4 protein-coding genes and 1 pseudogene are annotated in these 3,834 nt (G+C 69.4%); 2 read left to right on the top strand and 3 right to left on the bottom strand.

Going from position 1 to position 3,834, the window contains the following annotated elements; all coding sequences use genetic code 11:
• The coding region (locus tag QSJ60_RS19010) for a C45 family peptidase (RefSeq protein WP_502871410.1) at nt 1–481 on the top strand (481 nt) is incomplete at its 5' end.
• The gene (gene nylB, locus QSJ60_RS19005; protein WP_012476894.1) at nt 478–1,656 is read left to right on the top strand and encodes a 6-aminohexanoate-dimer hydrolase; all 1,179 of its coding nucleotides are present in this window, start codon (nt 478–480) and stop codon (nt 1,654–1,656) included. The genes QSJ60_RS19010 and nylB, both read left to right, overlap by 4 nt.
• 219 nt (nt 1,657–1,875) lie before the next feature.
• Here the strand turns inward: nylB and smpB are convergent, their stop codons facing one another.
• The 3 genes and pseudogenes from smpB to QSJ60_RS18990 all read right to left on the bottom strand — a co-directional run.
• Nucleotides 1,876–2,355 (bottom strand): SsrA-binding protein SmpB, encoded by a 480-nt coding sequence (gene smpB, locus QSJ60_RS19000; RefSeq protein WP_079941835.1) that lies wholly within the window; start codon nt 2,353–2,355, stop codon nt 1,876–1,878.
• Nucleotides 2,356–2,605: 250 nt separating this feature from the next.
• The gene (ftsX, locus tag QSJ60_RS18995; protein ID WP_079941836.1) at nt 2,606–3,520 is read right to left on the bottom strand and encodes a permease-like cell division protein FtsX; all 915 of its coding nucleotides are present in this window, start codon (nt 3,518–3,520) and stop codon (nt 2,606–2,608) included.
• A pseudogene (locus QSJ60_RS18990) lies at nt 3,517–3,834 on the bottom strand (hypothetical protein); the annotation flags it as partial. The pseudogene QSJ60_RS18990 and the gene ftsX, both read right to left, overlap by 4 nt.

Genomic DNA, 3,834 nt, shown 5'->3' with positions numbered 1-3,834 from the left:
GGCCCCGGAACAGGAGAGGAACGCTGTGGAGATCATCACCGCGACGGTGACGGGCACGGATCCGGGAAGCCGGGGCGCCGAGATCGGGAGCCGCTTCGGGGAGGGGATCCGCGACGCGGTCGACGGCTATCTCGAGTTCTTCGGGATCCGCGGCCTGCCGGAGGATCGGGTGCGCGGGATCGCGGAGAGCTGCTTCGCGACGCTCGAGGCCTGGGCGCCGAACCTGGCGGCCGAGCTCGCCGCCACGGCCGAGGCGGCCGGGGTGCCGCTGTGGCGGCTCGCCGCGCTCAACGCCCGCACCGAGGTGCTCGCGGTCATTCCGCCCGACACCGAGGGTGAGTGCTCGACCGCCGTGTTCGCGCCGCCCGGGGATGCGGCGCCCGAGACGATCCAGACCTGGGACTGGCACGCCCACCTGTGCCGGACGGGCCTCTACTATCTCTTCACCCGCCGCGGCTACACCTTCGGAGACACTCGATGAACGCACGTTCCACCGGCCAGCACCCCGCCAGGTATCCCGGAGCCGCGGCCGGGGAGCCGACACTCGACAGCTGGCAGGAGGCCCCGCACAACCGCTGGGCCTTCGCCCGCCTGGGCGAGCTGCTGCCCACGGCGGCGGTCTCCCGGCGCGACCCGGCGACGCCCGCGGAGCCCGTCGTGCGGCTCGACGCGCTCGCGACGCGGCTCCCCGATCTCGAGCAGCGGCTCGAGGAGACCTGCACCGACGCATTCCTCGTGCTGCGCGGCTCCGAGGTCCTCGCCGAGTACTACCGGGCGGGTTTCGCACCCGACGACCGTCACCTGCTGATGAGCGTCTCGAAGTCGCTGTGCGGCACGGTCGTCGGCGCGCTGATCGACGAGGGGCGCATCGATCCCGCGCAGCCCGTCACCGAGTATGTACCCGAGCTCGCGGGCTCCGTCTACGACGGGCCCTCCGTGCTGCAGGTGCTCGACATGCAGATCTCGATCGACTACAACGAGGACTACGTCGATCCGGCCTCGGAGGTGCAGACCCACGATCGCTCCGCCGGCTGGCGCACGCGGCGAGACGGGGACCCCGCCGACACCTACGAGTTCCTCACCACCCTCCGCGGCGACGGCGGCACCGGCGAGTTCCAGTACTGCTCGGCGAACACCGACGTGCTCGCCTGGATCGTCGAGCGGGTCACCGGTCTGCGCTACGTCGAAGCGCTCTCCACGTACCTGTGGGCGAAGCTCGACGCCGATCGGGATGCGACCATCACGGTCGACCAGACCGGCTTCGGCTTCGCGAACGGGGGCGTCTCCTGCACCGCGCGGGATCTCGCACGCGTGGGCCGCATGATGCTCGACGGCGGCGTCGCTCCCGGCGGACGGGTCGTATCGCAGGGCTGGGTGGAAAGCGTGCTGGCCGGCGGCTCCCGCGAAGCCATGACCGACGAGGGTTTCACCTCCGCATTCCCCGAGGGCAGCTACACGCGCCAGTGGTGGTGCACGGGCAACGAGCGCGGCAACGTGAGCGGCATCGGCATCCACGGCCAGAACCTCTGGCTCGATCCGCGCACCGACTCCGTGATCGTCAAGCTCTCGTCGTGGCCCGATCCCGACACCCGGCACTGGCACGGGCTGCAGAGCGGGATCCTGCTCGACGTCAGCCGTGCCCTCGACGCGGTGTAGGCGGCGTGACCGGCGTCGGCACCGCGCCGGTGGATCCTGCGACTGCGCTCGCAAGCTCGCTCCGCGCAGGATGGACAGGGGGTGTGCTCGACCTCGTCCTCCTGCGTGCGCGGAATGCTGAAACGGAACGCGCCAGCGTTCCGCGCATTCCGCGGTGGCGCCACCGCGTCAGGCGCGTCGCAGGATCCGCCCGCGACGCGGGGACACCCGAGGGAGCGCCTACTCCCCCATCCGGTTGCGGGTGCGCATCGCCCGTTCGGCCTCGCGCTTGTCCTGCCGCTCGCGCATGGTCTGGCGCTTGTCGTACTCCTTCTTGCCCTTCGCGAGGGCGATCTCGACCTTCGCGCGGCCGTCGAGGAAGTACAGGCGCAGCGGCACGATCGTCATGCCGCCCTCGCGGGTCTTCTGGTAGAGCTTGTCGATCTGCTGGCGGTGCAGCAGCAGCTTGCGCTTGCGGCGCGGCGCGTGGTTCGTCCACGAGCCGTTGAGGTACTCGGGGATGTAGGCGGCGTCGAGCCAGGCCTCGCCGCGCTCGATGAACACGTATCCGTCGACGAGCGACGCGCGTCCCATGCGCAGCGACTTCACCTCGCTGCCCGTGAGCACCAGGCCCGCCTCGTAGGTGTCGAGGATGTGGTACTCGTGCCGGGCCTTCTTGTTGGAGGCGATCAGCTTCTCGCCGGTCTCCTTCGGGCTCATGTCACATCCTTCCTGCGGCCGGGGTGGTTCGGGGTCCGCGCTCACGCGCGAAGAACCAGCTTATCGCACACCGCCGCCGTTCCGCCCGCCACGCCGAGCCGCCCGGCCTCGAGGCGCCCGAACCGAGCCGATTGCTCCAACCCGCACGGATTATCGGCGCGGGAGGGCTCGGGCTCGCACGATGGGCTCGGTTTCGACGAGCCCCGGCCCCGAGATCCGGATCCGCGGCCCGCCCCGGGGACGCTCTGCGCTACACCCGCAGGTATCTGGTGATCGCGATCTTCGCCGCGATCGCCGAGAGCACCACTCCCACCAGCACGAGGATCGGCGGCACCACGAGCGCCTGCTCCACCGTGATGTAACTCGTGAACGGCACCTCCCGGGCGAGGAATCCCTGCACGAAGAAGCGCACGATCGCCACCGACGCGGCGCTCGCGAGCACGGCGCCGAAGAGCGCGGCGATGATGCCCTCCAATATGAAGGGGGTCTGGATGAACCGGTTCGACGCGCCCACGAGGCGCATGATCCCGATCTCCCGCCGGCGCGAGAACGCCGAGAGCCTGATCGTGGTCGAGATCAGCAGCATGGCCGCCACCAGCATGAGCCCCGCGATGACGATCGCCGTGTAGCTCGCCACCCCCAGGAACAGGAAGATCCGATCGAGCAGGCTGCGCTGGTCCGAGACGCTCTGCACGCCGGGGATGCCCGAGAACGTCTCCGTGATGATGTCGGAGCGCGAGGGATCCTTGAGCTTGATCCAGAAGGTCTGGTTGAGCTGCTCCGGCTTCGTGATGTCGACGATCGGGTTGCCCTCGAACTGCTGCACGAACTCCTTGTAGGCCTGCTCGTGCGTCACGAAGAAGAAGTCGTCGACGTAGGGGCGCAGCGTGTCCGACTGCAGCGCCTCCTCGACGGCCGCGATCTCGTCCTCGCCCGCGTCCTCGCCGGCGCAGGTCGAACTCTGGTCGTAGTCCGTGCAGAGGTAGACGGCCACCTGCGCGCGGTCGTACCAGAACGTCTTCATCTGCTGGATCTGCAGCTGCATCAGGATCGCCGCCCCCACGAAGGTGAGCGACACGAAGGTCACCAGCACCACGGAGATGACCACCGACATATTGCGGCGCAGGCCGTTCCAGACCTCGCCGAGCACCAGTCCCGCCCTCATCGCACCGGCCCCACATCCGTCTGGTCGTCGTTCTTCCGGCGCAACCCGAGGTGCTCCGCCAGGCTGCCGGTCTCGGACATGCGCACGGGATCCATCGGGCGATCCGGATCGAGGAAGCTCGGGATCCGGCGCGCCTGCGGCCCGCCGGAGCGCACCGTGTCGTCATCGTCGATGTCGGAGTCGTCGGGGCTCTGTTGCAAAGATTGGCGGCAGTCAGAGGTAGGCTGTCGCTCTGCGCCGATCAGGCGGCTGCTGCGAAATGGTGGTTGAGCATGCCCATGGCCTCCGTCAGCGCCGAGGGCCCAATGCCAAAA

The organism is Agromyces sp. NBRC 114283 (genome assembly GCF_030268405.1).
Lineage (GTDB): Bacteria > Actinomycetota > Actinomycetes > Actinomycetales > Microbacteriaceae > Agromyces > Agromyces mediolanus.
The sequence above is the reverse complement of the archived record's forward strand: the minus strand, read 5'-3'. Positions and strand labels throughout refer to the sequence as shown.

Bases quoted from the DNA above. Each gene is read 5' to 3' on its own strand.
- nylB (WP_012476894.1), top strand. From the start codon at position 478: ATGAACGCACGTTCCACCGGCCAGCACCCCGCCAGGTATCCCGGAGCC.
- smpB (WP_079941835.1), bottom strand. From the start codon at position 2,355: ATGAGCCCGAAGGAGACCGGCGAGAAGCTGATCGCCTCCAACAAGAAG.
- ftsX (WP_079941836.1), bottom strand. From the start codon at position 3,520: ATGAGGGCGGGACTGGTGCTCGGCGAGGTCTGGAACGGCCTGCGCCGC.